Source organism: Coprococcus sp. RTP31081st1_H1_RTP31081_211007 (assembly GCF_040227275.1).
Taxonomy (GTDB): domain Bacteria; phylum Bacillota; class Clostridia; order Lachnospirales; family Lachnospiraceae; genus Coprococcus; species Coprococcus aceti.
Genome location: NZ_JBEHVP010000001.1, coordinates 146967 through 170616, shown reverse-complemented (window position 1 = coordinate 170616; position 23650 = coordinate 146967). Strand labels below are relative to the sequence as shown.

Annotated in this window: 21 protein-coding genes; all 21 read right to left on the bottom strand. The window is 44.9% G+C overall.

Annotation, left to right across the window (positions count from 1 at the left end; all coding sequences use genetic code 11):
* Position 1: 1 nt before the first annotated feature.
* The 21 genes from mreC to alaS all read right to left on the bottom strand — a co-directional run bounded on the left by mreC (position 2) and on the right by alaS (position 23632).
* Positions 2-868: a rod shape-determining protein MreC gene (mreC, locus tag ABUA31_RS00745; protein ID WP_070098451.1), complete on the bottom strand. Its 867-nt coding sequence runs from the start codon at positions 866-868 to the stop codon at positions 2-4.
* The gene (gene radC, locus ABUA31_RS00740; protein ID WP_015534923.1) at positions 868-1596 is read right to left on the bottom strand and encodes a RadC family protein; all 729 of its coding nucleotides are present in this window, start codon (positions 1594-1596) and stop codon (positions 868-870) included. Before radC ends, mreC begins: the two co-directional genes overlap by 1 nt.
* A gap of 59 nt (positions 1597-1655) precedes the next feature.
* Complete coding sequence (locus ABUA31_RS00735; RefSeq protein ID WP_055279957.1) at positions 1656-2942, bottom strand: methionine gamma-lyase family protein; 1287 nt, start codon at positions 2940-2942, stop codon at positions 1656-1658.
* Between the two features lie 2 nt (positions 2943-2944).
* Positions 2945-3895 carry a tRNA (adenosine(37)-N6)-dimethylallyltransferase MiaA gene (gene miaA / locus ABUA31_RS00730; protein WP_172674880.1) on the bottom strand — a complete coding sequence of 317 codons (951 nt, stop codon included), beginning with the start codon at positions 3893-3895 and terminating at the stop codon, positions 2945-2947.
* A gap of 11 nt (positions 3896-3906) precedes the next feature.
* The gene (mutL, locus tag ABUA31_RS00725; RefSeq protein ID WP_349818351.1) at positions 3907-6060 is read right to left on the bottom strand and encodes a DNA mismatch repair endonuclease MutL; all 2154 of its coding nucleotides are present in this window, start codon (positions 6058-6060) and stop codon (positions 3907-3909) included.
* A gap of 16 nt (positions 6061-6076) precedes the next feature.
* Positions 6077-8674, bottom strand: coding sequence for a DNA mismatch repair protein MutS (gene mutS, locus ABUA31_RS00720; RefSeq protein WP_349818417.1), 2598 nt, complete (start codon positions 8672-8674; stop codon positions 6077-6079).
* Positions 8675-8703: 29 nt separating this feature from the next.
* Positions 8704-10155, bottom strand: coding sequence for a tRNA (N6-isopentenyl adenosine(37)-C2)-methylthiotransferase MiaB (gene miaB, locus ABUA31_RS00715; protein WP_349818350.1), 1452 nt, complete (start codon positions 10153-10155; stop codon positions 8704-8706).
* Positions 10156-10208: 53 nt separating this feature from the next.
* On the bottom strand, positions 10209-11240 hold the full coding sequence (locus ABUA31_RS00710; protein ID WP_349818349.1) for a patatin-like phospholipase family protein: 1032 nt from the start codon (positions 11238-11240) through the stop codon (positions 10209-10211).
* Between the two features lie 10 nt (positions 11241-11250).
* Positions 11251-11823 (bottom strand): 5-formyltetrahydrofolate cyclo-ligase, encoded by a 573-nt coding sequence (locus ABUA31_RS00705; protein WP_118649137.1) that lies wholly within the window; start codon positions 11821-11823, stop codon positions 11251-11253.
* A gap of 8 nt (positions 11824-11831) precedes the next feature.
* On the bottom strand, positions 11832-12065 hold the full coding sequence (locus ABUA31_RS00700; RefSeq protein ID WP_015534916.1) for a DUF896 domain-containing protein: 234 nt from the start codon (positions 12063-12065) through the stop codon (positions 11832-11834).
* Between the two features lie 2 nt (positions 12066-12067).
* Complete coding sequence (gene proB, locus ABUA31_RS00695) at positions 12068-12928, bottom strand: glutamate 5-kinase (RefSeq protein ID WP_022216486.1); 861 nt, start codon at positions 12926-12928, stop codon at positions 12068-12070.
* Positions 12921-14564, bottom strand: a complete 1644-nt coding sequence (locus ABUA31_RS00690) for an NAD(P)/FAD-dependent oxidoreductase (protein ID WP_349818348.1) — start codon at positions 14562-14564, stop codon at positions 12921-12923. The genes proB and ABUA31_RS00690 overlap by 8 nt, the downstream gene beginning before the upstream one ends.
* A complete protein-coding gene (locus ABUA31_RS00685; protein WP_055222622.1) occupies positions 14551-15795 on the bottom strand; it encodes an aminoacetone oxidase family FAD-binding enzyme in 1245 nt (414 codons plus the stop codon). Before ABUA31_RS00685 ends, ABUA31_RS00690 begins: the two co-directional genes overlap by 14 nt.
* A 37-nt stretch (positions 15796-15832) precedes the next feature.
* Positions 15833-16126 carry a hypothetical protein gene (locus ABUA31_RS00680; RefSeq protein WP_147343979.1) on the bottom strand — a complete coding sequence of 98 codons (294 nt, stop codon included), beginning with the start codon at positions 16124-16126 and terminating at the stop codon, positions 15833-15835.
* A 204-nt stretch (positions 16127-16330) separates the two neighbouring features.
* Positions 16331-17428, bottom strand: a complete 1098-nt coding sequence (locus ABUA31_RS00675) for a DUF3048 domain-containing protein (protein WP_015534912.1) — start codon at positions 17426-17428, stop codon at positions 16331-16333.
* Positions 17415-17927 (bottom strand): rRNA maturation RNase YbeY, encoded by a 513-nt coding sequence (ybeY, locus tag ABUA31_RS00670; RefSeq protein WP_015534911.1) that lies wholly within the window; start codon positions 17925-17927, stop codon positions 17415-17417. Before ybeY ends, ABUA31_RS00675 begins: the two co-directional genes overlap by 14 nt.
* Position 17928: 1 nt before the next feature.
* Entirely contained in the window at positions 17929-18951 is a 1023-nt protein-coding gene (locus ABUA31_RS00665) for a PhoH family protein (protein ID WP_022216489.1), read from the bottom strand.
* Between the two features lie 28 nt (positions 18952-18979).
* Positions 18980-20251 carry a sporulation protein YqfD gene (locus ABUA31_RS00660; protein WP_082423595.1) on the bottom strand — a complete coding sequence of 424 codons (1272 nt, stop codon included), beginning with the start codon at positions 20249-20251 and terminating at the stop codon, positions 18980-18982.
* Between the two features lie 4 nt (positions 20252-20255).
* On the bottom strand, positions 20256-20531 hold the full coding sequence (locus ABUA31_RS00655) for a YabP/YqfC family sporulation protein (RefSeq protein WP_022216491.1): 276 nt from the start codon (positions 20529-20531) through the stop codon (positions 20256-20258).
* Positions 20532-20643: 112 nt separating this feature from the next.
* Positions 20644-20820 carry a 30S ribosomal protein S21 gene (rpsU, locus tag ABUA31_RS00650; RefSeq protein ID WP_004851031.1) on the bottom strand — a complete coding sequence of 59 codons (177 nt, stop codon included), beginning with the start codon at positions 20818-20820 and terminating at the stop codon, positions 20644-20646.
* 148 nt (positions 20821-20968) lie between these two features.
* The gene (gene alaS, locus ABUA31_RS00645) at positions 20969-23632 is read right to left on the bottom strand and encodes an alanine--tRNA ligase (protein WP_349818347.1); all 2664 of its coding nucleotides are present in this window, start codon (positions 23630-23632) and stop codon (positions 20969-20971) included.
* Between the last annotated feature and the right edge of the window lie 18 nt (positions 23633-23650).

Sequence of the window (23650 nt, the reverse complement as noted above, 5' to 3'; positions counted from 1 at the left end):
TCTACTCCGAAACAGTTTTCTTGGTCTGGAGGACTATGAGTACCTCCTGTATCTTTGAAAAATCACATGCCGGAGTGATATATGCAGTCTTTGTAAGATTGTTGGAATCTTCCTCTATTTTTGTTACATACCCTATGTTAATTCCCGACAGATATTTGCTTGACACATAGGATGTGACGACCTGATCGCCGACTTCGACCTCTGCGTCCTTGTCAATGTTTTCAGCGATAAGATAGCCATTCTCATAATTGCTGGCACTTCCCTCAACATTACAAATAGCCTCTGATGGTAATATCATTCCGTTTACATTTGATGTATCGTCTATGATGGCTCTTACCTTGGCATAATCCTTTCCGGCCTCTGTGACTATTCCACACAGGCCGTTGCCATACATGACATTGCAGCCCTCGACAACACCATCATCTGTTCCCTTGTCGACATAGAACACCTGAAACCATCCGCCGGTATCCTTTGATATGACCCTGGCAGCAGTCTTCTTATAATCGTAATACTGGAGATCAAGCTCATAAAGTGCCTGAAGACGTTCGAGCTCATACGAATTCTGCTGGTACTGTGCCACCTGCTTCTGACTCTGTTCAAGCTGATCCTTGAGTGTTTCATTCTCCTTTAACAGTGCGTCGTAATTCTGGAAAGCCTCAGTTTTGCTCTGAACCCATCTGCCTATGGTATTTACCCCTTTCTGCATGGGCTGGACAAATATGTTGGTAAAATTCCTCACCGGTGCAAATATTCCCCCCGCAAAGAGAGATACAAGCATGAGCACAACGCAAAAGCCTGTGAGTCCAAGCAAAAAATATCTCGGTGTGATCTCTATTCTTTTTCTGTTCCTATTTCGTCTTCGTTTCATTATAAAATACCTCGCTCAGCTAAGCTGACATAGCAGTTATTTCCTAAAATAATATGATCTGAAAGCTCTATCCCTATCAGTTCCCCGGCTCTGTCCATCTCTCTGGTGATATCTATATCCTGACCGCTCGGAGTCGGATCTCCGGATGGGTGGTTATGCACAAGTATGATATAGACAGCATCGTATCTGAGTGCCTCCACAAACACCTCTCTCGGAGATAACATCGAACTGTTCACTGTTCCCTCTGAAATGCGGACATCCTTTATGAGCTTATGCTTCGCATCAAACATGAGGAGATACACGTATTCCTTTTCGAGATATCTTGTGTTCTCCATGAAATAATCCGCAATGCTCTGTGGGGACTGGAACGACAAAAACGGCTTAAATGAAGCCCTGGCCATCCTCCTGGATATCTCAGCCAGACATTTCATCTGTATCGCTTTTACCTTTCCAACTCCGCTTATCTCTTCAAGTTCACTCACAGTCAGGTAATTAAGCCCCACTATCCCCTTGTGGACCGGATGGGCATCCAGTATCCTGTAGGCTGTGGACAGCGCATTTGCCTTCCTGCTTCCGGTTCTGAGGATGACTGCCAGAAGTTCAGCATCTGTGAGAACCTCAACTCCATACTTAAAGCTCTTCTCATACGGTCTCTCAGTCTCCGACATTTCTTTCATGGAGACCGAAAGTCCTCCTGCAAAATTCTCTTTGCAATAATTTTTATCCATATTTCCTCCTTCCGCCTCTCCAAGCTCCAGAGAAAATTTTATATGGCCGACTAATTAATCTACCATACTATAAGGTTTTTTTCTACCATTTTCTGTAATGACATTATTATGCCGTACTTGGCATGGGGATATGTAAGTCCCCCCTGAAAATATACCGCGTAAGGTGAGCGCATAGGTGCATCCGCTGAGAGCTCAATGGATGAACCAGACACAAATGCTCCAGCGGCCATGATGACCGGTGAATCATAGCCCGGCATGTCCCAAGGCTCAGGTCTTACATAACTGTCAACCGGCGCTGCAGCCTGGATTCCTTCACAGAATGCCACGACCCTCTCAGGAGTCTGAAGCTCAACAGCCTGAATAATATCGTATCTGTCCTCTGTGCTGTCAGGAACAGCCTTAAAGCCCAGTCCCTCGTATACATTTGCTGCAAATATCGCACCCTTAAGCGCACTTGCAGTAACTGTAGGTGCCATGAAAAGTCCCTGAGTGAGAGCCTTTGTATTGCCAAGTGAGGCTCCAACCTCCTTGCCGAGTCCCGGAGTTGTGAGTCTGTATGAAGCATTCTCCACGTACTCCTTCTTTCCGCATATATAACCTCCTATCGGTGCAAGACCGCCACCCGGATTCTTAATGAGAGAACCGACCACAAGATCGGCACCCACATCCGACGGCTCTATATCCTGTACGAATTCTCCGTAACAGTTGTCTACCATGCATATGATGTCAGGATTTACACTCTTGACCGCTTTTATGGCCTCACCGATCTGCTGTACAGACAGCGTCTTTCTGACCGCATATCCCTTGGATCTCTGTATCTCCACAAGCCTTGTGCGGCTATTGATCGCATTCTTTATTCCATCAATGTCAAAGTCTCCGTTCGGCAACAGATCCACCTGGGCATATGTGACACCATACTCTGCAAGTGAGCCCCTTGACTCCCTGATACCAATGATCTCATCCAATGTGTCGTACGGCTTTCCCGATATGGCAATGATCTCATCTCCCGGGCGCAGATTACCGAACATGGCCGTGCAGAGTGCATGGGTTCCGCACACTATCTGTGTCCTGACAAGGGCATCCTCCGTGTGAAATACGTCTGCATATATCCTCTCAAGGGCATCTCTTCCGTCATCCGTATAACCATAACCCGAAGAGCCTGCAAAATGTGCCTCAGACAATCTGTTGTCCTGCATGGCCTTAAGGACCTTGAGCTGGTTGAGCTCACTCACAGCATCGATGGCTGCAAATCTATCCTTAAGTTTCTCCTCCACACTGTTGCAGTATTCAAACACCTTTTCATCCACATTCAGTGATCTGTAGTAATCCTTTAACATATCTTTCATTTCTATATAATCTCCTTTTCGTGAAGCCTGTCCAGCATAAATGACAATATTTCAGACTCGCTGTCGTACTCACTTTTATCAACCCAGGTCACATGTTTTTCCCTCTTGAACCATGTGATCTGTCTCTTGGCAAAATGCCTTGTATCTCTCTTTAGCGTATATACTGCCTCATCCAGAGTGCATCTGCCCTGAATATAATCGATTATCTCCTTGTAGCCAAGCCCCTGCATTGACACCAGCTCCCTGCTGTAACCCTCGCTCACAAGCAGTTTTACCTCGTCCAGAAGCCCTGCCTCAAGCATGATATCTATCCGTCTGTCTATTCTATCATATAATTTCTGTCTGTCATCATTTAACACAAAATATTCAAAATTATATGGTGACTTCTTCTGCGACTCAGTCTCGTTGTGTTCAGATATCTTCATACCTGTTTTTTTATAAAATTCAAGAGCCCGTACCACTCTTTTTACATTGTTCTCATGTATCTTTTCAGCGGATTCAGGGTCGACCTCCGCTAGCATGTCATGAAGAAATGTCTTGCCGTGGGTATCTGCAAGGTTCTGCAGCTTTTCCCTGTATGACATATCATTGTCATTTTCCTCAAAATCTATATCATACAAAAGCGCCTGGATATAGAAGCCAGTACCACCTACTATGATTGGAATTTTTCCACGGGAATATATATCCTCCATAGCACGAAGAGCATATTTCTTGAAAAGCACAACGTTGAACTCTTCTGCCGGATCCAGAATATCTATCAGATGATGCCTTACCCCCTGCATCTCCTCCGGCTCTATCTTCGCCGTTCCAATATTCATCTTTCTATATACCTGCATGGAATCTGCGGATATGATCTCGCCGTCCACCGCCTTTGCCAGTCCTATGGACAGCGACGTCTTGCCAACAGCCGTTGGGCCTGTCAGGATTATCAGTGGTTTCATATTCTTATCCATCCTGTTATCTCCTATACTATACGCTTAAATTTCTTCTCGATCTCCGACTCAGTCATGGATATAACTGTTGGACGGCCATGAGGACATGTATAAGGGTTTTCTAGTTTTAAGAGCTGGTCTATAAGTGCATCAGCCTCCTTGAAACTTATCTCCGTATTGCCCTTTATCGCAGCCTTACACGCCATAGTGGAAAGCTTGTGTATAAATGTGTCTATAGTCACCTTTTTAGCACTGCTGCTCGCATCAGCTATGAAGTCTATAAAAAGCTCTCTGCCATCAAGGCCAAACAGGTTGTCAGGTACAGCGTTAAGTTTGAACTCCCTGCCTCCAAAGTTCTCGATCTGATATCCAAGTGCCTCGAACATCTCCATATTTTCATGAAGAAACTCTATCTCTGCGGCACTGAGTGTAACAACCGCTGGAGGCATAAGATACTGTGAGTATATCTTCTTATTCTTGTAATTCTCCATAAGCTCTTCGTACTTAACCTTCTCATGGGCGGCATGCTGATCCATTATGAAGAACTTACCATCGTACTCTATGAGCCAGTATGTCTTGAAAAGCTGTCCTATGAGTCTGTGCTTCGCACGGGCCTCCTTTGTCAGGAATTTCTCCTGGAACATATCCTGCTGTACATATTTTTTTCCGGCTTTCTCAATATAAGCTGCATCTGAAGCTGCAGATACTGTTGAGTCTTGTGTCGCCGCTGTGACCGAAGGTCTAGCTGGTGCCGGAGCTGTATATGCCGGACTCTCGTTTACCACATTCCTGTTTTGTACTATAGCTCTCTCAAGATCATTATTCCTATCCGCATATATGTAGTTTCCTGCCGGCTTCTCCGTCTTGTTATTATCTATGACGTCTGATCCTTTATTGTTTGAGCTGCTAGTCTCATCTATGATTTCTATAACCGGGCGGACCGGCTGTGATGATGTCTGTGGTTCAATCGGGCAAAGCTGCTGTGGTGATGTCTGTGTCTCCGCCGAGCGAAGCTGCTCAGGCTGACTCTGCGGTTCTGCCGGACGAAGCTGCTCAGGCTGACTCTGCGGTACAGTCTGCTCCTCTGCCCTGACTATCTCCTCACGCCTTTTATTCTCGAATGCCTCCGGTGCATTTCCAACATCCCTCTGCTTGAAGGTCTCCGGCTTTGGATCCTTCCCCGGCGCCACATCAGGAATGAGCTCTTTGTGTAACAGAGTCTCCCTTATGGCATTGTATGTGAAGCTGTATATATCCTGACTGTTTGCAAATTTCAACTCCATCTTGGTTGGATGTACATTTATATCGAGAAGATCAGGCCTAACCTGAAAATTGATCTCGGTAAACGGAAATTTGTGAATCATGACAAACGTTCTGAATGCATCCTCAATTGCTTTGGTGAGCACCGCACTCTTAATATATCTGTGATTTACATAATAACCCTCAAAAGATCTGTTGCTCCTTGATATACAAGGCCTTGCTATATATCCGGAAATCTTCATATAGTCATTCTCAGCATTTATCTCAAGAAGATTGGAAGTGATATCTCTTCCATAGATATGGTAGATTATATCCCTCAGTTTTCCATTGCCGGATGTGAACAGCTTGTCTGTTCCATTTGCAATAAACTTAAATGAGATCTCCGGGTGTGACATGCATATACGGCACATCAAGTCGTAGATATAGCTTGTCTCCGTGGCATCAGTCTTCATGAACTTCTTTCTCGCCGGTGTATTGTAGAAAAGATTTCTGACAATTATGGTTGTTCCACCCGGAGCACCAATCTCCTCACTGGATATCTCCTTACCGCCATGTATCTGGTATCTGAGACCGGTCACATCATCAGCGGTCTTGGTGATCATCTCAACCTGTGCAACCGCCGCTATACTTGCAAGTGCCTCACCACGGAAACCAAGAGAAGAGATACTCAGGAGATCCTCGACTGTCACAAGCTTACTTGTGGCATGTCTGAGGAATGCAAGCTTGACCTCATCCTTCTTTATGCCTGCTCCGTTGTCGGTGACTCTGAGAAATGACAGTCCGCCTCCCTTTACCTCGACGGTTACCGCTGTGGCACCTGAGTCTATGGAATTTTCCACAAGCTCCTTGATGACCGAGCTCGGCTTCTCTATAACCTCACCGGCTGCTATCTTGTTAATCGTATTTTGGTCTAATACTTTTATCATTACTTATCGCTCCTTATTATTTAAGTCGCTCCTGCAATTCATTTAAATAAAGCAACGCCTTCATAGGTGTCATGTTGGACAGATCAACACACTTTATGTCCTCGATCACCTGTGATTCGGCAAGTGAGCCGAACATTGACATCTGGGTGTCTTCTTTCTTCGACTTGAAATCATTTGTAACCTTTATCTCCTTCAGCTTGGTGGTTATGTCCTTGTCTATAAGCTGATTACATATCTCATTTGCTCTCGCTATAACTACATCAGGCACACCGGCAAGCTTTGCAACCTGTATACCATAGCTTCTGTCGGCACCACCCTTGACGATCTTTCTGAGGAACACTATGTCGTCCCCGTCTTCCTTGACCGCTATACAGTAGTTGTTGACTGCCGACAGCTTACCCTCAAGCTCCGTGAGCTCATGGTAATGTGTCGCAAACAGAGTTTTTGCTCCGAGCAGTTCACTGTTGCTTATATACTCAACGACAGCCCAGGCGATCGCCAGACCGTCATATGTGCTTGTTCCTCGACCTATCTCATCAAGGATGAGAAGGCTGTTCTTCGTGGCATTTCTGAGTATATTTGCGACCTCGCTCATCTCCACCATAAATGTGGACTGTCCTGATGCAAGGTCGTCGGAAGCTCCCACTCTTGTAAATATCCTGTCGCATATGCCTATATTGGCAGATGCCGCAGGGACAAAGCTTCCAACCTGAGCCATGAGAACTATGAGCGCAGTCTGTCTCATATATGTGGATTTACCAGCCATGTTAGGACCGGTGATGATAGATATCCTGCTCTCATGGTTGTTCAAATATGTGTCGTTTGTGATGAACATATCGTTGTTCAGCATCTTCTCAACGACCGGATGACGTCCGTCCTTTATGTCGATGACTCCATCTGTATTGATCTCAGGTCTAACATACCCATTTGCAACAGCCACATATGAGAGTGAACACAGAGCATCGAGCATGGCTATGCTGTGTGCTGTTCTCTGTACCCTTGTGAGCTCTGCAGCAAGGGTGTCCCTGAGCTCAACATATGTGTTGTACTCCAGCGCAACAAGCTTGTCGGATGATCCGAGTATAACTCCAGCCAGTCTGTCAAGCTCCTCGGTTGTGTATCTCTCAGAATTGGCAAGTGTCTGCTTTCTGATGAAATAATCCGGCACAAGACTCTTATATGAATTGGTTACATCAAAATAATATCCGAACACCTTGTTGAACTTTATCTTAAGATTCTTGATGCCTGTCTTTTCCTTCTCTCTGGCCTCGAGTTCTGCTATCCAGTTCTTGCCATCAGTTGTGGCGTTCTTCAGAGTATCTATGTCCTCAAGATAGCCATCCTTGAATATTCCGCCCTCCCTGATAAGTATTGGCGGCTCATCAACTATGGCGCGGTCAAGAAGGTCATAGAGATCCTGCAGATCATCTATTCCATCCCTGATCTCGGTGAGTTCTTCCGAATGAAACTCTCCGAGAAGCTGTATGATAAACGGCAGTAGCTGTATGGACGTCTTAAATGCCAAAAGATCTCTCGGATTTGCTGTTCTTAACGATATCCTCGTCATAAGTCTCTCGAGATCATATATTGTATTCATATACTCTCGAAGTTCATCCCTGGTTATAACAGAATCGTTGAGCTCTGTTATCGCATCAAGTCTGGCTTCTATATCATCTTTGTGGATAAGGGGCTGCTCTATCATATTTCTGAGCATTCTCGCTCCCATTGCCGTTTTGGTCTTGTCAAGCACCCAGAGTAGTGAGCCTCTCTTCTGCTTATCCCTGAGTGTCTCTGTCAGCTCCAGATTTCTTCTGGATGAGCTGTCTATGATCATGAAGTCCTCTATGGAATATATATCTATCCTGTTGATATGATCCAGTGAGTTCTTCTGTGTCTCATGTAGATACTGGAGAAGTGCGCCCGCTGACAGCAGCATATCCTCCTGCTCATCTATGCCGAGACTATCTATTGATCCGACCTTAAACTGTCTTTTAATGAAATCCTCACAGGTGTCATCGTTAAAATAATGAGACGGAGCCTCCGATATCGTTATCTTCATCTTCTCCTTCATGTAATCAAAGTTCAGATCGCATGACAGGAATGTGCCATTTCCTATGATCTCCGTCGGGGAATATTTGTTTATCTCGTCGTACAGCTTGGATGTAGATGAGATATGACAGGAACGGAACTCCCCTGTTGTGATATCGCATACGGCCACACCATACTCATCATTACAGCCAAATATACACATGAGATAGTTATTCCTCGTCTCATCAAGAATAGCCTGGGACATATTTGTACCAGGCGTAACTATACGTATAACTTCTCTTTTTACTATACCCTTTGCGAGCTTCGGATCTTCCATCTGCTCACATATGGCTACCTTGTAGCCCTTCTCTATCAGCTTGTTCAGGTATATGTCACAAGCATGATACGGAACACCACACATCGGTGCCCGCTCCTCCTGACCACAGTCCCTGCCGGTCAGTGTTATCTCAAGTTCCCTGGATGCCGTCAGGGCATCGTCGAAGAACATCTCGTAGAAATCTCCCAGTCTGTAGAAGAGAATACAGTCCTTATACTGATTCTTAACTTCCATATACTGAGCCATCATTGGTGTTAATGCTGCCACTTCAACTACTCCTATTCTGCTAATTCACCCATGTAATAAAATCCCTTACACTCAACAAGCTTTACATTCAGGATCTTTCCAACCATCTCCGCACACCCAGGGAAATGGACAAGTATGTTGTTGGAGAGTCTTCCGGTCAGAAGGCCGTCGCCCTTCTCGTCAAAGCCCTCAACCAGAACCGGCTGTGTCTGTCCCTTTATCGCAATGGTCTTCACATCACTTATCTCCTGCACACGCCTTAAAAGCCTGTTGTATCTATCCTGTATCTCTTCCTTTGTGGAACCATTCTCCATTCCGGCGGCAGGAGTTCCTGTTCTCTTTGAATATATAAATGTAAATGCGGTGTCATACTGTACTTTCTCAACCACGTCCATGGTCTCAAGGAAATCCTCCTCGGTCTCACCAGGGAATCCCACGATTATATCAGTGGTGAGTGATATCTCCGGAACCTTTGCCCTTATGCGGTCAACCAGTGCAAGATATGACTCCTTTGTGTACCGTCTGTTCATCGCATTCAGTATCTTTGTCGAGCCCGACTGTACCGGCAGATGGAGATGTCTGCAGATCTTTTGATTCTCCGCGATGACATCTATCAGTTCATCCGACAGATCCTTTGGATGTGAGGTCATGAATCTTACTCTCTGTATCTTCTCTATGGCACACACACGCCTCAACAGTTCCGCAAATGTGATCGGATGCTCAAGATTCTTGCCATATGAATTGACATTCTGCCCGAGGAGCATGATCTCCACCACTCCGTCGTCAGCAAGCCTCTCACACTCAGCTATGATATCCTCCGGATTTCTGCTTCGCTCCCTTCCTCTTACATATGGAACTATACAGTAGGTACAGAAATTGTTGCATCCAAACATGATATTTACACCTGATTTGAATGGAAATTCCCTCACCGCAGGAAGATCCTCCACGACCTCCTTGGCGTCCTTCCAGATATCTATGACCATGCTTCCGGATTCTATCCTGCTCACAAATATCTCAGCAAGCTTATATACATTGTGTGTTCCAAATACCATATCGACAAAACTATAGCTCTTGCTTATGGTTGTCACCACATGCTGCTCCTGCATCATGCATCCGCACAGAGCTATCTTCATCTCAGGATTTTTCTCCTTGAGGTGCTTCATGAGACCAAGGTGACCATAAACCTTTCTGTTGGCATTCTCCCTGACCGTACATGTGTTATATATTATAAAGTCCGCATGTTCAGACTCGGTCCTAACATATCCCATCTGCTCAAGTATTCCGGCAAGCTTCTCAGAATCCCGGACATTCATCTGACAGCCAAATGTCTGTATGGAACAGGTAAGGTCACGTCCCAGCTCTTTGCTTCTTGCTGTGACATACTCCCTGCCCTTTTTTATAAAATAATACTGCCTCTCCGGTTCCGCAAACGGAGCTGGAAGCCCCAGATCTATGCCGTCAATAACTTTTTCCAAATCATTCATAATCTCTATGTATCCTTATCTATTTCTTTAAAGCTACGTAAATCCGACTGGAGTTATTCCTCTATGCCTAGCTTACCAAGTATCCTGCCTATGTTATCCATAGTATTTTTCACGCTGGAATCCGCGGCATCCATCCTCATCTGAGTCTGTATATCCGCAAGATCAATATCCCTGTAATGATCCAGCGCCGCGATGTAATCAGGATCATTCTCAAAATGAACCTTAAGTGCCCTCATGGCATCCTTATAACCGAGCAGGCTTCTGAATTTTACTGAATTTGCAGAGAAATTCAAGGTTCCATCTATCAGATCTCCCAGGCTTACACTTGGATATATCTCTATGATATCCGCATCTGTATATGCAGATATGTCTTTCTTTGAGTCGGGATTAAGGCCGCACACAACTATATTTCTGTATCCCATATCATACAGAGGTTTCACCGGAACATTGTCGGCGAGACCGCCATCACAATACTCCTTACCGTTATAAGTCACAGACTCATAGAGCATAGGCAGGGTGGATGATGCCATGACGACTGTCCTGATCTCCTCCGCATCCATTCCTGCAAGACTGATATACTCAGCCTGTCTTTCACCTTCCTGCGCGCACTCAGCTATGGCTGCATACACGGTGACCTGCCCATCAGACAGCTTTCCGTAATCCACATAGCTGTCCATGAGCTTTATCATCTCCCTGCGCGACATGAATCCCGATTTGTCGTTGAACATCAGATCAGGATCAACGTCAAACACCGTCTCAAAATGTATCTTCTTCCATGCCTCCTCGCTTCTGTCAGGATCATTGCACGCGAAAAGCACGGCATTTATCGCACCTATGGAAGTTCCTGATATGGCTGTGACCTTGTCCATAAGTCCATACTCTGCAAGTGCTCTGTACACCCCGAGCTGGTACGCACCTTTACCGCCGCCACCGCCAAGGCACAGCGCATAGCTGTCAGCCCTATCACCGGACTGAGTGCGTCCTGCAACTTTTCCGGCATCATCCGCCCCGGCATTTTGCAACTTATCCATCTGTATCTTCTTTTCAAGTTCAGCGATCTTTGCTGTTATCTCGTCTCTGTTCATTGACCCTCCATTATGATATAACTTCCGATTCTGTTACTATGATATGTGGTCTGATATCTGTAGGTTCACTGTCTATCTTATCAACTATCTGGAATTCATACGCCAGTGCCACCGTGACAAGCCCTGCATGCCTCGCCAGATATCTGTCGTAATACCCTCCGCCAAAGCCTATGCGGTTGCGGCTGTGATCAAATGCAATCCCGGGCATGAACATAAGCCCATCTTCGATCTCCTCAAAATCATCAGAAACCGGTTCGAGTATCCCAAAGTTTCCGGATGCAAGTTCCTCGTAGTCTGTGATCTCAATAAACTCCATGTCTTGTCCATAAACCTTTGGAACATATACATGCTTTCCATCCGCCCACGCCCTCTCAACTATGAGCCTTGTATCCACTTCGTTCCCTTTGGAGATGTATGCACATATATTGATGGCATTCACATATTCAGGAAGCGCTGACAGCCGTCTGCATATAAGTTTTGATCTCTGCGCACGATCATCCCTGTCCATGTCATTTCTGACTGCTTTTATTCTTTTTCTTATAACTTCCTTGCTGCCGGAATTTACACTATCCTCGCTATTCATAAGCCAGCCTACGCCTTTCTTGTAGGATCAAGGTCCTGAAGTCTGGTTATGGAGCCGTCCTTCTCTTTGATATCTATATTGTTGAGCGTGCTCCTGAGATTATTCTTCACAGCAAATATATATTCCTGCCTTAACTGCTGTTGCTCTTTCTTCTCAGCGTCGGTGAGCCCCTCAGCCTTGGACTTGTGATATAACTCATTTATACGTGCGATCTTTGCCGCATCGATTATCGTCTCTTTCATAACTATATAAGATACTCCTTATTCAAAATAAATCTGACAACGTCAAAGTCATGATCCTTATATTCTGTGAACAGAGTTCCTATACTTTCTCCGTTCATTACCTTAACAATATTGTCCATATCCGCTCCGGATACTATGACCATATCCGAGTTGGAGTTGGTTGCTATCCTGGCGGCTGCGATCTTGGTCGTCATTCCGCCGGTTCCGTACTTGGAGCCTGCACCTTTACCCATATCCATTATATGGTCGTCTATACAGTTCACCTCTGGTATAAGCTTTGCATCAGGGTTATTGTGTGGATCATCAGTGTACAGACCGTCTATATCCGTGAGAAGTATCAGGAGATCTGCATGGATCATGGATGCAACTATGGCAGACAATGTATCATTGTCGCCAAATGCCACGCTGTCATCCAGCTCATCGATGGCAACCGTATCGTTCTCATTGACGATCGGTACGACACCGAGCTGAAGAAGCTCGTTGAATGTGTTGATGGCATTCTTTCTCCTCTCATCCGACGATATAACATCAAATGTTAGCAGAACCTGAGCTGCTGTGCTGTGATACTCTTGAAAAAGCTTCTGATATATCATCATTAGCTGTCCCTGTCCCACTGCAGCACACGCCTGTCTGAGCGAGGTCGTCTTAGGTCTTCTGGCAAGTCCCAGCGCCTGTACTCCGACTCCGATGGCTCCCGATGATACGAGGACCACATCCTTGTCCTGATTTCTCAGATCACATATGATGCGCACCAGCTTCTCAAGCTTTGTATAGTCAAGTCCACCCGTCTCCTCGTGAATAAGTGAAGATGAACCAATCTTTATTACTATCTTTTTCTTGTCTTTCAAATACTCTCTATCCATTTATATTCTCCTGTGTACCGTCTGTTATTGCCTCATTGCTGAATCTGGATGCTATGGCCTCGGCCACCTTCATACCATCGACAGCGGATGAGGTTATTCCCCCTGCATAGCCCGCGCCTTCCCCGCACGGGTATATACATGTCCCCTCACAGCGCAGCTCATCGCCTCGTATCATACGAACAGGTGATGAGGTTCTGGCCTCGATTCCTGAGAGAACTGCATCGTCAGATGAATATCCCGGCATCCTCTTATCAAAGGACACAACTCCTTCTATTATAGCATCCTTTATATACTCTGGCAAACAGCATTTGAGGCTTGTAAGCCTGTACTTACCCTTAATCTGAGGCTTAACACCGCCCAGCTTTTCCGTAGGAATGTCCCTTCTGTAATCTCCGAAGAGCTGCACCGGAACAGCCCCCTGTCCGGCCTCGTATGCGGCCTTCTCCCATCTTCTCTGAAACTTCATTCCCGCAAGAGGATGATCTGATCCGTAATCCTCCGGGGTAACATTTACCACAATGGCGCTGTTGGAATTCTCACCATCCCTGCCGCTGTAGCTCATACCATTCACACACGTCTCACCGTGCTCGGATGATGCATTCACCACGTAACCTCCAGGGCACATACAGAATGAATATACAGCCCTGCCATTTGACGCCTGATGCGTCATCTTGTAGTCTGCCGCCGGCAGCAGCTTTGCATACGCCGGATCATCGCCATACTTCATGACATCTATATCTGCTCGCTTGTGTTCGATACGAAGTCCCATGGCAAATGGCTTTGGCTCCATCGGAACACCTTTTTTGTAAAGCATCTCCACAGTATCCCTTGAGCTGTGTCCAAGTGCCAGAACAAGGGCATTTGTCCTGTATTCCTTCTCACTGCCATCTGAAAGGTTCTTTATATGTACACACACCTCATCCTGTGTGATCTGATCATAACCGGTAAAAAGTGAATCAAAATGTACCTCTCCGCCAAGTCTCTTTATATCCTCACGCATATTCCTTACAATACCAGACAGCACATCAGTGCCCACATGTGGCTTATTTATATACATTATGGACGGTTCTGCACCATACTCCACAAATGTCCGCATGACCTCAGTGCGTCTGCCCGAGCCATCCTTTATGACCGTATTCAGCTTGCCGTCCGAAAAGGTTCCTGCGCCGCCCTCTCCAAACTGTACATTACAATTTGGATCAAGTCCTTCCTCACCCTTCCAGAATCTCTCTATATGCTCCATTCTCCTGTCAACATCCATGCCGCGCTCAAAAACAACCGGTCTGTATCCGGCTCTGGCAAGATACAGTGCAGCAAATAAGCCACCCGGTCCTGTTCCTATCACCACAGGCCTATAGGTCATTTTGACATTTCCCGGCTCAGGAAATCTATATTGGGCAGTATTTGTTAACATAACATTATTATTGTGAAGTCTTTTCAATAATTTTTCCGGATTCGGAACATCCACATCTATGGATGCAATATATTTCACCTGGTTTCTCCGCCTGTCATCAAGAGACAGCTTGAAAAAAAAATACTCAAACTCCTTATCTGTCTTCAGCGTCTTTTTAATAACACTTCTAACATCTGCCTCTGTAAATCCAAGCTGCAGTTTTACATTGTTAATTCTGATCATCTTTTATTCTCTTTCCTGCAGACTCCCCGGCTCTCATGCCGCTTATAACAGCCCACATTATATTATATCCACCACATTTGCCGGTCACATCGACATACTCTCCAGCGGCGTATAAGCCCCTGTGTCCAGCAAGTTCCAGGTTATCTGCCCTGAGCTGCAATGTGTCAACTCCACCGCTTGCCGCCTGGCTGTCCTCATAGCTGCCGAATCCATCTATGTTGAATCTCATATGTTTGAGCATATCACATATGGATGTTATATCAGCCGCGTCAAGTCCGGCAGCTTCAGAAGCTTTGATACCAAGACTTTTTATAATATACCCGGCGATCTTCTCGTTGACAATACCATTGAGCATCGCCTCGACTCTCCGTCTGCCATTTACCTCGGCAAATCGTCTCATCCTGTCCGCCAGCATATCATCACTGATGTCCGGAACAAGTTCAAGTTCTATGTATGGCTTCTTGCCAGTCTCCATCAGGTCTATACACTGTATACTCATATTAAAAACCGCTATACCCGAAAGATATCCCGATGCAAACTGAACCTCGCCTCTCTCGTGGTCATACTCCTCGCCATCACACATTAGGCGGACAACAGCCTTTGCACGTACCCCTGACATATCAGATATATATTCATGGCATTTTAATTTACACAGAGCCGGATGCGGTTTCACAAACCGTACATTCAGATCATCCAGAAGTCTGTATACTCTATCAGATCCGCCAAGCTTTGGCGCAGCCGCACCTCCGGGTGCAAGTATCACCTGGGTCGTCCTATACCCGCCTTTGTCTGTGTCTACAATATATGTACCATCTTTTCCCTGTTTTATACTCAGGACTTCTTCCGATGTGCTGTTTTCTATACCAAGAATTTTGAGCCTGTCCGTCAGTGCCCACACTATGGTAGATGCCTGCAGCGATGCAGGATATATATATCCATTATCATCATAGCTGGAAACACCAAGACTTTCAAAAAAATCCATGACATCATTATGACTGTCCGTTGTTACGAACTGAAATGGGAAAAATTCATTTGCACTGGAATAGCATGACAGATCAAGCTTCGTATTTGCAATGTTACATTTGCCATTTCCCGTCGCATACAGCTTCTTTCCGAGTTTTTTGTTTTTATCTATAAGCTTTACCGAAGCCGATGGTGCTGTCTCTTTTGCTTTTATTGCGGCTGTCATCCCAGCCGGGCCACCGCCGATAACTATAATATCATAAATCATTCCGATACACCTTTCCCATAATCATTTATCATACGTTTTACAGGCTGTCAATAAACCTGTTCATGTCATCTATATCATTGAAATACACGTGCTTGTGGATCAGTTCTCTTATACGTTTGTCCAATGAATCCACTGTACGAGTCGTCTCCCTGCAAAGACTGCCAAATCTGTTGTACACCGCCACATGTCCATTATAAGTGCTCACATAGAAACTGCCATGTGGTGTTCCACCCTCAGCAGCAATCACGAGCCCTCCGTAAAGCTCCGGTTCACTCTCATTTGATATGGGTAATATATGCCCGCTATCCATACCGTCAAATTCTCTATACACACTTTTACTGTCTCCGGATCTGCACGCCGTGCTCACCACAATCTCTCTAGTTATAAAAGATAACACAAATACCGCTATAATGATAACAAAAAAATATATAATTCTTTTAAACATTACCACACCTTCTCTTCATAACAAAAAACAGAAGACAGGATATTCCATCCCATCTTCTGTCCTTGTTAATATATGTGGTTTATGTCTGTATTATTCCCATACAACTCCGGCCTTATTATCACTCTCAAATACTGTGACATATGTCTTGCCCGGATTGAGTTGAAGTTCTTTTCCATCTGCTGTTGAATACTTTGTCACGGAGTCATCGGTTGACTTTGTCCATGTTATAGGAACGATCTTTCCATCTGAAACATAGTATCCGTCTCCTGTGCCAACGAGATCGATCATCTGTCTGTCGTGATCATCAATGCTGGTGTAGTGAGCAAACTGTATGATGATATTCTTGAATGTGAGCTGCTTTCCTGTGAGGTCATCGATCTGCTTGTCACCATACTGGAATCTGTTATATACCTTATTCTTTGAATCATATTCAAACCAAGGCTGTGTGTAAACTGACATGTTGAGTGTGAGCTTGTTTACAGACTCGCCCTCAGGAACCGTATCTTCCTCATTGAACTCAAACTTGCTCTTGTATCCCTTGTTGTGGGTAGTTGAGCATCCAAGATAATCAAGACCAGCCTTGATCATATCGCTGTTTGTGTACACATTGTGTGGAGCCTCGCGGTCTGATGATCTGTAGAAAGATACAGATCCTTCTCCACCAAGTCCGCTTATATGATCTATTCCTGTCCTGTCAAGCTCCTCCTGTCCCTGTGGAGACTGACCATAATGCATGTATATAGCATCAAACTCCATGGCAGTTGTAACATAGTAAGGTCTGCAGCTTCTGATCGAACCGACCTTCTCAAGATTGTCATAGTCGTTGAATATTGCAAGCATTCTTGTTATTCCGCCCTCAACGACAAACTCATATAAAACATCAGCCTGGCCTATGCCTGACTGAGGAATCGCATTCTCAATATTGTTGATCATTATAGCGATCGGTCTTCCGTACTCTTCCTTTCTGTCGGTGTTCCACTCGCCTGTAAGATCATTATATACTCCCTCATGGTAAGTCTCATCAACCGCTGTGGCAGACTTCATCATATCGGCCTGTGATACATCCACCTCTGCCTTAGCCTCCGTTGTAGTGACATTCTCCTCCGTTTTCTTCGAGCCGCATCCAAAAAGTGATAATCCCATCACAAGAGCGGTTGCCAGAACTAATCCCGTCTTAATTCTCCTCATAGTCTCTTGTATATCCTTTCATTGTAAGTATTTTTTCCTGCATCTCTTCCATGACCCTGCGCTCATCGTCCTCCATATGGTCATATCCTGACAAATGGAGCATGCTGTGGGCTACAAGAAAAGCCAGCTCTCTCGTCTTTGAGTGATTGTACTCAGTTGCCTGCTCATACACCTTATCAATAGATATAACGATATCTCCCAATAGCAGTTCATCTGTAGTAAGATCAAAGTAGTCACACCGGCTATCCTCGAGACCATCAAAGTTTCCAGGAATTGTATAATCAATCAGTGGAAATGACAGAACATCTGTCGCCCTGTCTATATTCCTCTGCTGGTTATTGATTTCATGTATGGAGTCATTGTCCGTGAGCAGCACGTTCACCTCGCAGGGATATGGACACCCAACGAATTCCAGCGAAGCCTGGACGATACTTGTTATGACATCCTCATAATTCTTAATATCAATATCTCCATACTCATTCTCAATATTAACTGACATATTATTTTCCTCTGTTTTTCTGAGCAGTTGTGGTTTTTCTAGGCTTTGCCTGTCTGCTCCTCTTATCCTCATATTTCTCATACGCATTTACGATCTTCTGCACCAAAGGATGTCTCACAACATCAAGACTCGTCAGATGGCAAATGCTTATGTCATCAATATCCTTTAACACCTTGAGTGCAACATCAAGACCTGACTGCGCGTCGTGTGGAAGATCCTTCTGTGAAAGGTCTCCTGTTATTATGGCCTTTGAGCCAAATCCTATTCTGGTAAGGAACATCTTCATCTGGGCAGGAGTGGTATTCTGGGCCTCATCCAGCACAATATACGCATTATCAAGAGTTCTTCCTCTCATGTAGGCAAGAGGAGCAACCTCGATCAGTCCCTTTTCCATATTCTTCATAAATGCATCAGCACCCATTATCTCATACAATGCATCATAGAGCGGCCTAAGATAAGGATCAACCTTGCTCTGAAGGTCACCCGGAAGAAATCCCAGTTTCTCACCGGCCTCTATGGCCGGCCTTGTAAGTATGATCCTTCCAACCTCATTATTCTTAAATGCCGTTATGGCTTTTGCCATGGCAAGATAAGTCTTTCCTGTTCCGGCAGGTCCCACTCCGAATACTATCATGGACTTTTCTATTGAATTGACATATGTTCTCTGTCCGACAGTCTTCGGTTTGATCGGCTTGCCGCTCATCGTGTGACAGATTATGTCCCTGTCAAGCTCAGCAAGACTCTCCTTAGCCTCCTGCGGGTGTTCATTGACTATCGATATAGTGTAGTCTACCTTCTGTTCATCGATGGACGAGCCACGGTCTGCCATCTGGAAGAGCTGTTCTATAACCTGAATAGACTTCTTCACGCCTTCCTCGGAGCCGCTGACCTTAAGCTTGTCATCGCGAAGTATCATTGACACACTGTATTCTTTCTCAATCTTTTTTATATTGGCATCAAACTGTCCAAACACAGTCTGTATATAGTTTGATGCAACAGTTACGGATTCTGAATATTCGCTCAATACTTGTATCCCCTGTCATTATTATTTGTCAGTCAGGCTCCACCTCTTCGCTCCCCGATGTATTGTTTACGTCAATATATCTCGGCACAGCAACCGGGAGTCTGATACTGATATCGCCTTCAGCCGAAGCCTCACCGCGTTCATTAGTAATAATAACATTTTTTCGGACAATTTGCACCCCTTTTTCTTGCATTTTGCCAATATAAACATGCAGATGCTGGTTAAGTCTGTCTTTCTGCTCCTTATCCGTAAGCTTACGTGTATTTACTTTATAGAACACTTTTCGCTCTATATTCACGGATAACGGAAAATACATATCGCCGATATGCAGCCGTTTTTCCTCGGCGGAAAGGTCGTATGAGCCGTCTGAGGCAGCAGTTTTATACGGAGTAAATACCCGACGTCCAATTTTTATATCTACTTTGTTTACCTTCCTGTCTGTAGTCTCCTTTTCCTGGAGCTCACTCTCAACCACATCTCTGTACTCTACATCACAAAGACCATATATCTCTCCGGAAGCAGGTACAAACACCGTATCCACAACCTCACTGTCATCATTGTATATGTTAACTGTTCCCGATATAAGAGTATCCCCTTTTTTCACTTCATCTCCAACCGATGCAACAGGCGTCCCCGCCGATGCAACAAGGGAATAGATCGTACAATCCATTGTGGCCACGAGATCACACGGTCTGCCATCTTCCGGAACTGTAAATACATCCACGGACTCCTTGAGCGCAACTGTAAGCTTTGTCCCACTGATGCTGCAGGATGCCCAACATATCTCCCCAAGATTATCCGTCAGCATGTCTGTCAGTTCGCTCAGATCAATACTCTTTTTTCTATGTCCATAGCACGGATACTCCATCTCGATAAGATCTGCAATTTCCTCACTTGTATAATCCTCACATCCGTCAATTTCTATGTACCATACATACCCTGATTCCCAGTATACAAACAGCAAAAATAATAAAACTCCGAGTAATATCGAGATCCTCTTCCTATTGCCCAGCAAACCGGTTCTCAGAGTCTTCTTCTCAGCTATTCGGATATCTATCATACATTTGTCCGCTATCTCTTCAAGTCTTTTTCTGTCATCGGAATATATGCAGAAGTTTTCTGCCTTGCCATTCCATTTACTGTCATTCTGTTTACTGCCGTTCTTTTTTCTGTTCTTCTTTACATCCCTCTCGCACCATGTACGTATTCCTTTATGGCTGCATATATTCATCAGGCGCAGAGCTGCGCGGCTGTCACAGCTCACATAGCACACACCTCTTATTTCCCTTCTAATATTCATGCAGTCACACTGTCAGCCAATCTACACTGTTTATCGAACCGCATATTTTCACTTCATAGGATGCGTAGTAAGCAATCTGTAATCTTTTCCCATATATATTCAATATCCCTTTCCGGGTCTTAACAGACACTCTCTCGTCGTCAGAGTAGATCACATGTCTGAAATTCTCTATCACCAGCTCATCATTGTTGAACATGGTGAGTCTGGAGGTCGTTCCCGCCGAGTCCGGACACCAGCACGGAGGTTCAAATGCTATAACTTTTTTCGCTCTGTCTTTCATGAATACCACCATAACGCTTTTGGAACATTATATGAATACACATAAAAAAAGAGTACCGAATAAACTCGGTACTCTTAGAAATCAATTTAAAATCAAATATATATACTATGATTTATTTGTACTTGCGCTTTCTAGCTGCCTCTGACTTCTTCTTACGCTTTACACTAGGCTTTTCGTAATGCTCTCTCTTACGAATCTCCTGCTGAATACCAGCCTTCGCACAATTTCTCTTAAATCTGCGAAGAGCGCTATCTAAGTTTTCGTTCTCTTTAACTATTACACTTGACATTCTCTCACCTGACCTCCCTCCAGTTGTAAAATTATGCTACCAAATAACAACTGATTGGGTATTTTTAAGCACAAAATGTATTATATACATAAAATTCCTAATCGTCAACAGGAAAATGACAAATTAATAAAATATCTGTCACGAAACCTTAAGCTATCTGATTCTGAGCCTCTGTAACCGCCTGGGCAAGAGCTGCTTCGATTCCGTCAGGATTCTTTCCACCGGCCTGAGCCATGTTAGGACGGCCACCGCCGCCACCACCTACAAGGCCAGCCACGGCCTTGATGATATTACCGGCATGGGCTCCCTTAGCAACTGCGCCGTCTGTAGCCATGGCAATGAGATTTACCTTGCCATCCTTTGCAGATGCAAGAACAACAACGCTGTCACCAAGCTTGCTCTTGAAGTCATCTCCGAGGTTTCTCAGTGAATTCATATCTGTATCCGGGATAGCCGCTGTCAGAATCTTGATTCCATCCTTGTCTATAGCACTTGAAAGAACGTCTCCAGCTGCCTCCTTTGCCATCTTATCCTTGAGCTTCTTATTCTCATTCGTAAGTTCCTTAACCTCTGCAAGAAGCTGTTCTATTCTCGATGCCACACCATAGATATCAGTCTTAGCTGCCTTTGCAGCATCAATGAGCTCCTGCTCTACATTTCTGTAGTAATCAAGTGCTCCGACAGATGTAAGTGCCTCGATACGTCTTGTACCTGCGGCCACACCGGCCTCTGATATGATCTTGAATGTTTTTATAGCTCCTGTGCTGGCAACATGTGTACCACCGCAGAGCTCCTTTGAGAAGTCTCCCATTGATACCACACGGACCTTCTCACCATACTTCTCACCAAACAGAGCCATGGCTCCGGTCTCCTTAGCCTCATCTACAGACATTACATCCGTGCATACAGGTATATCGAGCTGGATCTGCTCATTTACAATATCCTCAACCTTCTTGATCTCTTCCTTAGTCATCGCCTGATCATGTGAGAAGTCAAATCTCAGTCTTCCCGGCTCAACGAGTGAACCTGCCTGCTCTACATGATCTCCGAGAACCATCTTGAGTGCTCTCTGAAGAAGATGTGTTGCGGAATGGTTGTTACATATGAGTGCTCTGTTCTCAGCATCAACTGTGAGTTCTGCCTCATCACCAACATTGAGTTCGCCTGACTCAACATAACCGATATGTGCGATCTTGCCGCCTACAACCTTGACAGTATCCTCAACAACGAATGTACCGTTCTCTGTCTTGATGATTCCCTTATCACCGATCTGACCACCCATGGTAGCGTAGAAAGGTGTCTCAGGAACTATAACTGAAGCCTGTGCTCCCTCAGATACAGTATCTGCAAGAACTGACTTCTTATCATCACCCTCACCAACCTCTGTTGTGATGGCTGATATAGTTGACTTGTATGTCAGCTTGTCATATCCGACAAACTCAGATGTCATGTCAACAGGAAGCTGCTCATATACGGTTGAGTCTGCACCCATGTATGTTGTGGTCTTTCTGGCCTTTCTTGCAGTCTCCTTCTGGATATTCATGCACTCGGTGAATCTGTCCTCATCAACCTCGATCCCCTCCTCCTCGAGGATCTCCTTTGTGAGATCAAGAGGGAATCCATAGGTGTCATAGAGCTTGAATGCCTTGTCACCTGAGAGAACCTTCTCACCTGCAGCCTTAGTCTCGTCTATATAATCCTTGAGGATCGCAAGACCTGTATCTATGGTCTTATTGAAGCTCTCCTCTTCCTTGTCTATCTTATTGAAGATATATTCCTTCTTCTCACTGAGCTCAGGATATGCATCCTCTGACACCTCGATAACTGTCTTTGCAAGCTCTGACAGGAACTTGCCCTTGATGCCGAGAAGTCTTCCGTGTCTTGCAGCACGTCTGAGAAGACGTCTAAGAACATAACCACGGCCCTCGTTCGATGGAACGATACCATCTGATGTCATGAATGTAACTGAACGGATATGATCAGTTATAAGTCTGATCGATACATCCTTCTCATGATCTGTCTCATATTCCACGCCTGCCATCTCACATACCTTGTCGCGGAGAGCCTTGATCGTATCAACATCAAATATAGAATCAACATCCTGAACAACAACTGCGAGTCTCTCAAGACCCATACCTGTATCTATGTTCTTCTGCTCAAGCTCTGTGTAGTTGTTGTGTCCGTCATTGTTGAACTGTGTAAATACGTTGTTCCAAACCTCCATGTATCTGTCACAGTCACAGCCTACAGTACAGCCAGGCTTACCGCAGCCATACTTCTCGCCTCTGTCATAGTAAACCTCTGAACAAGGACCACAAGGACCAGCTCCGTGCTCCCAGAAGTTGTCCTCCTTGCCGAATCTGAATATACGGTCAGCATCGACACCGATCTCCTTATTCCATATATCAAATGCCTCATCGTCATCCTGGTAAACCGATGGATAGAGTCTGTTCTTGTCAAGTCCTACAACCTCTGTGAGGAACTCCCATGTCCATGATATAGCCTCATGCTTGAAATAATCGCCAAATGAGAAATTACCCAGCATCTCAAAGAATGTACCATGACGGGCTGTCTTACCTACATTCTCGATATCTCCTGTTCTGATACACTTCTGACATGTTGTCACACGTCTTCTAGGTGGTACCTCCTGACCTGTAAAGTAAGGCTTAAGTGGTGCCATACCTGAATTGATCAGCAGTAAGCTGTTGTCATTGTGTGGAATAAGTGAAAAGCTCTTCATTCTAAGATGACCCTTGCTCTCCATGAATTCCAGGAACATTTTTCTCAGTTCGTTCACGCCATAATTTTGCATTGTCTAATATCCTCCACT

Coding starts and splice junctions, on each gene's coding strand:
- mreC (WP_070098451.1), bottom strand. CDS start 868: ATGAAACGAAGACGAAATAGGAACAGAAAAAGAATAGAGATCACACCG.
- radC (WP_015534923.1), bottom strand. CDS start 1,596: ATGGATAAAAATTATTGCAAAGAGAATTTTGCAGGAGGACTTTCGGTC.
- ABUA31_RS00735 (WP_055279957.1), bottom strand. CDS start 2,942: ATGAAAGATATGTTAAAGGATTACTACAGATCACTGAATGTGGATGAA.
- miaA (WP_172674880.1), bottom strand. CDS start 3,895: ATGGATAAGAATATGAAACCACTGATAATCCTGACAGGCCCAACGGCT.
- mutL (WP_349818351.1), bottom strand. CDS start 6,060: ATGATAAAAGTATTAGACCAAAATACGATTAACAAGATAGCAGCCGGT.
- mutS (WP_349818417.1), bottom strand. CDS start 8,674: ATGATGGCTCAGTATATGGAAGTTAAGAATCAGTATAAGGACTGTATT.
- miaB (WP_349818350.1), bottom strand. CDS start 10,155: ATGAATGATTTGGAAAAAGTTATTGACGGCATAGATCTGGGGCTTCCA.
- ABUA31_RS00710 (WP_349818349.1), bottom strand. CDS start 11,240: ATGAACAGAGACGAGATAACAGCAAAGATCGCTGAACTTGAAAAGAAG.
- ABUA31_RS00705 (WP_118649137.1), bottom strand. CDS start 11,823: ATGAATAGCGAGGATAGTGTAAATTCCGGCAGCAAGGAAGTTATAAGA.
- ABUA31_RS00700 (WP_015534916.1), bottom strand. CDS start 12,065: ATGAAAGAGACGATAATCGATGCGGCAAAGATCGCACGTATAAATGAG.
- proB (WP_022216486.1), bottom strand. CDS start 12,928: ATGGATAGAGAGTATTTGAAAGACAAGAAAAAGATAGTAATAAAGATT.
- ABUA31_RS00690 (WP_349818348.1), bottom strand. CDS start 14,564: ATGATCAGAATTAACAATGTAAAACTGCAGCTTGGATTTACAGAGGCA.
- ABUA31_RS00685 (WP_055222622.1), bottom strand. CDS start 15,795: ATGATTTATGATATTATAGTTATCGGCGGTGGCCCGGCTGGGATGACA.
- ABUA31_RS00675 (WP_015534912.1), bottom strand. CDS start 17,428: ATGAGGAGAATTAAGACGGGATTAGTTCTGGCAACCGCTCTTGTGATG.
- ybeY (WP_015534911.1), bottom strand. CDS start 17,927: ATGTCAGTTAATATTGAGAATGAGTATGGAGATATTGATATTAAGAAT.
- ABUA31_RS00660 (WP_082423595.1), bottom strand. CDS start 20,251: ATGAATATTAGAAGGGAAATAAGAGGTGTGTGCTATGTGAGCTGTGAC.
- ABUA31_RS00655 (WP_022216491.1), bottom strand. CDS start 20,531: ATGAAAGACAGAGCGAAAAAAGTTATAGCATTTGAACCTCCGTGCTGG.
- rpsU (WP_004851031.1), bottom strand. CDS start 20,820: ATGTCAAGTGTAATAGTTAAAGAGAACGAAAACTTAGATAGCGCTCTT.
- alaS (WP_349818347.1), bottom strand. CDS start 23,632: ATGCAAAATTATGGCGTGAACGAACTGAGAAAAATGTTCCTGGAATTC.